This is a genomic window from Candidatus Methylomirabilota bacterium, from assembly GCA_036005065.1.
Lineage (GTDB): Bacteria > Methylomirabilota > Methylomirabilia > Rokubacteriales > DASRDR01 > DASYQW01.
The window spans coordinates 1-4,425 of sequence record DASYQW010000356.1 but is presented as its reverse complement, the minus strand read 5'-3'; the positions used below and the strand labels follow the sequence as shown (position 1 = coordinate 4,425).

The 4,425-nt window shown below is 70.1% G+C and carries 5 protein-coding genes; all 5 read left to right on the top strand.

Going from position 1 to position 4,425, the window contains the following annotated elements; all coding sequences use genetic code 11:
- Positions 1 to 280 (top strand): UGSC family (seleno)protein (locus VGW35_24200; protein ID HEV8310775.1); only part of this gene is annotated, 280 nt, incomplete at its 5' end.
- 30 nt (positions 281 to 310) lie between these two features.
- Positions 311 to 1,657 carry a hypothetical protein gene (locus tag VGW35_24195; GenBank protein HEV8310774.1) on the top strand — a complete coding sequence of 449 codons (1,347 nt, stop codon included), beginning with the start codon at positions 311 to 313 and terminating at the stop codon, positions 1,655 to 1,657.
- 31 nt (positions 1,658 to 1,688) lie between these two features.
- Entirely contained in the window at positions 1,689 to 2,672 is a 984-nt protein-coding gene (locus tag VGW35_24190; protein HEV8310773.1) for a TRAP transporter substrate-binding protein, read from the top strand.
- Between the two features lie 4 nt (positions 2,673 to 2,676).
- Positions 2,677 to 3,162 (top strand): TRAP transporter small permease, encoded by a 486-nt coding sequence (locus tag VGW35_24185; GenBank protein HEV8310772.1) that lies wholly within the window; start codon positions 2,677 to 2,679, stop codon positions 3,160 to 3,162.
- A gap of 1 nt (position 3,163) precedes the next feature.
- On the top strand, positions 3,164 to 4,425 hold a 1,262-nt coding region (locus VGW35_24180), incomplete at its 3' end, for a TRAP transporter large permease (protein ID HEV8310771.1).

Here is a 4,425-nt window from a genome sequence, read left to right as displayed (position 1 = left end):
CATCCACAACCCCGTTGCCCGGACCCTCGAGCACTCCGTCAAGCCGGCCGCGCGCCCCGGGGGGCTCGAGGGCGCGACCATCGGGCTCTACTGGAACATGAAGGCCGGCGGCGACGCGGCGCTCGATCGGACCGAGGCCCTCCTGCGCCAGCGCTACCCCACCACGAGGTTCCGCCGCTATACCGGCTCCGTCGGCTGGCTCATGCGCCACTGCACGGCGGAGGACGCCGACCGCATCGCCGCCGACGTCCAGGCGGTGATCGGCACGACCAACGACTGAGGGTCGTGCACGTCGTGGGGGACCCACGACATGGTCGAGCTGGAGCGGCGGGGAATCCCGACCGCCATCTTCACCGCCCGGGCCTTCGTCCACGACGCCGAGCGGAGCGCCGCCAGCTTCGGACTTCCCGGATTGCCGCTGGCCGTGGTGCCGCTCCCGTTCACCAACCAGACGCCCGAGGCCATCCACCGGATGGCCGAGGCCGCCTTCGACCAGGTGGTCGCCGGGCTCACGCGGCCCGTGCAGGCGCCGGCCCCTGCCGAGCGGCCGGCCCTCGAGGAGCGCCTCACCTACGACGGGGAGGACGCGCTGGAGGCGTGGGAGCGGATGCAGGCCGACTTCCTGGCGCGGGGCTGGAGCGACGGGTTCCCCTTGGTCCCGCCGACCCCGCGGGCCGTAGAGGCCATGCTGGGCGGGACGGCCCGCGACCCCGGCGAGGTCGTCGCGACCCTCGAGCCCGGATTCGGGCTGGCCACCGTGGAGAAGCTCGCCGTCAACGCGGTCATGGCGGGGTGCCGGCCCGAGGCCCTCCCTCTCCTCATCGCCGCCGTCCGCTGCCTGGCCGCGCCGAAGATGTACCTCCGCAACAAGGCGATGTCCACGGGTCCGCACGCCCCCCTCGTCCTCGTGAACGGCCCCCGGGGGCGGGCGACCGGTCTCAACGCCGGCATGTGCGCCCTCGGCCCGGGCGCGCCCTCGGCGGTCAACACGGCGCTCGGCCGCGCGGTGCGGCTCATCATGATGAACGTGGGCCACACCTACGTCGGCGTCTCCGACATGGACACGATCGGCTCGCCGCTCAAGTACAGCCTGGCCTGCGCCGAGAACGAGGCGGAGAGCCCGTGGGAGCCCTACCACGCGAGCCTCGGCTACCCGCCCGAGGCCAGCACGGTCACCGTCCACTTCGTCTACGGCATCTGCGAGCTCCACGATTTCCGGAGCACCAGGCCCGAGGACCTCGTCGAGGTCTTCGCCACCGCCGCCACCAACGTGGCGCAGGTGGGGACGGGCCTCTGGCTCATCGGCCGGCGGGCGGACCCCCGGTACAAGACCGAAGAGCGGGAGCACAACACGCTGTTCGTGTGCCCCGAGCACGCCCAGATCTTCGCCCGGGCCGGCTGGGGGCGCGCCGAGCTCGGGGCGGCGCTCTACCGGAAGGCCCGGCTGCCCTTCCGCACGCTCATGCTCAACAAGGAGCCCAAGGCGTTCCAGACCGCGCACCCGGAGCTCGGCTGGCTGGCCGACCATCCTGATCTGTCGCTCCCGATCGTCGAGGACCCCGGGTGCTTCGACATCGCGGTGGTCGGGGGCGCGGCCGGCCGCGGCGCTTACTTCTACGGCGCCGGCGAGCCGGTGACGATGCCGGTCGAGGACTGAGCCCGACCGCGTGAACCTGGAGGACCGACCGATGACGACCCGTCTGTCACTGATCGTCCTGTTGCTGCTCGCGAGCTGGACGGAGGTCGCGGCCCAGCCCCGCGAGCTCGTCATGGGCAACGTCAACCCGCCCAAGCATGGCACCACGCTCGCCTCCCAGCAGTTCATCGACAAGCTCGCCGAGCTGACCGGTGGCAAGGTCAAGGTCGTCCACCACCACTCGGGCGCCCTCGGCGGCGAGCGCGAGGTCGCCCAGCAGATCCAGCTCGGCACGGTGGACTTCGGGCCGGTCACCACCGCGCCCCTGTCCACCCTGGTGCCCGAGATGTCCGTGTTCCAGCTCCCCTACATCTTCCGCGACTACCAGCACGTCTATGCGGCGCTCGACGGCGGCGACACGGTCCGGAAGTTCTGCGAGCCGGTGCTCGACAAGAAGGGGTTCAAGCTGGTCGCCTTCATCGCGGCCGGCTACCGGGGCATCTACGGGCACTACCCGATCAACTCCATCGCCGACGTGAAGGGCAAGAAGGTGCGGGTCCAGGAGGACAAGATCCTGGTGGCGACCTTCAGGGCGCTCGGGATGATCCCGACCGCCATCGCCTTCCCCGAGGTGGCGACCTCGCTCCAGACCAAGGTGATCGACTTCGCCGAGGGCGGGATCAACACCTTCTACCACAACAAGTTCTACGACATCGTCAAGCACGTCGCCGACGTCCGCCACACCCACCAGGCAGTCGCGCTCATCATGTCGAAGGCCTCGTGGCAGAAGCATGACGCGGCCACCCAGAAGGCGATCATGGAGGCGGCCCGGCACGCCGAGCAGTGGAACCGGAAGTTCATCCTGGACGAGGACAAGGACATCCAGGAGAAGGTCAAGGCCCAGGGGGTCTCCATCACCAAGCCCGACCCGGCGCCGTTCCGGGCCGCCACCAAGAGCGTCTATGACGAGTTCTTCGCGACGCCCGCCGGCAAGGAGGCCCAGAAGCTCGTCGAGTACATCATCACCCTCAAGTGACGTGATGCCGGGCGACCGCCCGTTCGGCCGCTGGGGCGCCCGCCTCTACGACGGTCTCGGCCTGCTCGGGGGGCTCCTGCTCGCCGTCATGACCGGGGCCGTCTTCCTCCAGGTCATCCTCCGCTACGTCTTCACCTACGCCCTCGACGGGCTGGACGAAGTGCCGCGTTACCTCTTCGTCTGGGTGGTCATGATCGGCGCCGCGGCCGCCATGCAGCGCGGCGAGCACACGGCCCTCGAGTACTTCCGCGATCGCCTCCCGCCACGCGGCCAGGCGCTCGCCCGGGCCATGACCGAGGCGGTCGGGATGCTCCTCTTCCTGTCGATCATCAAGACGAGCTTCGTCCTGGTGCCGAATGCCCAGCTCCAGACCAGCGCCGGCCTCGGCCTGCCGCTGGGGTACGTGTACGCCGCGGTGCCGGTCGGGGCCGCCCTCATCCTCCTGCCCATGGCGTGGCGCCTGGTTGTCGCCGTGCGGCGGCTCTGGTAGCGTGGCCGAGACGCTCCTGATCGTCTTCGTCGCCCTGGTCGTCGTCGGCATGCCGATCGGTCTCGCCCTGGGGGTCGGCACGCTGGCGGCGGCCACCCTCTATTCGGCGCTCAACCCGATCATCATCCCCTCGCGGTTCGTGGGCCTCCTGTCCGACTCGTTCATCATCCTGGCCGCGCCGCTCTTCATCCTGGCCGGGAACCTGGCGGCGCGCAGCGGCGTGGCCCGGGCGATCATCGACCTCGCCACGGTCCTGGTCGGTCGCTTCCGGGGCGGACTGGCCTACGTGAACATCGTGGACAGCATGATCTTCGGGGGGATCTCGGGCTCGGCCGTCGCCGACGTCTCCGCCCTCGGCACGTTCCTGATTCCCCAGATGGTACGCAAGGGCTACGACCGCGACTTCGCCACCGTCCTCACCATCTGCACCGCCATCCTGGCCCCCATCATCCCCCCGTCGATCATCGCCGTGATCTATGCCTGGATGGCCGACGAGTCGGTCGCCGCGATCTTCGCCGGCGGTTACCTGCCGGGCATCCTGATCGCCCTCGGCATGGCCGTGCCGACCTTCGTCATCGCGCGGCGGCGCAACTACCCGCGGGAGGCCGCGCCGACCTGGGCGGCGTTCCGGGCGGCCCTGGGCGCGGCGCTCCCGGGGCTGATGATCCCGGTCATCATCATGGGCGGGATCCTGTTCGGCTTCTTCACGCCGACGGAGGCGGCGGCGGTCGCCGTCGTGTACGCGCTCGCCGTCCCGCCGCTGGTCTACCGGGAGCTGCCGTGGCGGGAGCTGCCCGGGATCTTCGCCGACTCCGCGCGGCTCACCGGCGTCATTGGGCTCATCATCGGGCTGGTCGGGGCGTTCGGGTGGGTGCTGACGTACTCCAAGTTCCCCTTCCGCGTCGCCGAGGTGATCGGGACGTTCGCGCCGACCTGGTGGCTCTTCCTCGTGTTCGTCATCGCCCTCTACATCTTCCTCGGGACGTTCCTGACGCCCTCGGAGATCATCCTCGTCACCGTCCCGGTGTTGCTGCCCGGCGCCCAGGCGCTGGGCATCCACCCGATCCACTTCGGCATGGTGTGCGTCATCGCGTCGGCGATCGGGCACGTGACGCCGCCGGTGGGATTGTGCTTGTTCCTCGGGATGGCCATCAGCGGGCTGCCCATGGATCGGCTCGTCCGCCCGCTGCTGCCCTTCCTCACGGCCATCATCGTCGTCCTGTTCGTGATTGCCTTCGTCCCCGAGACCGTGCTGTTCCTGCC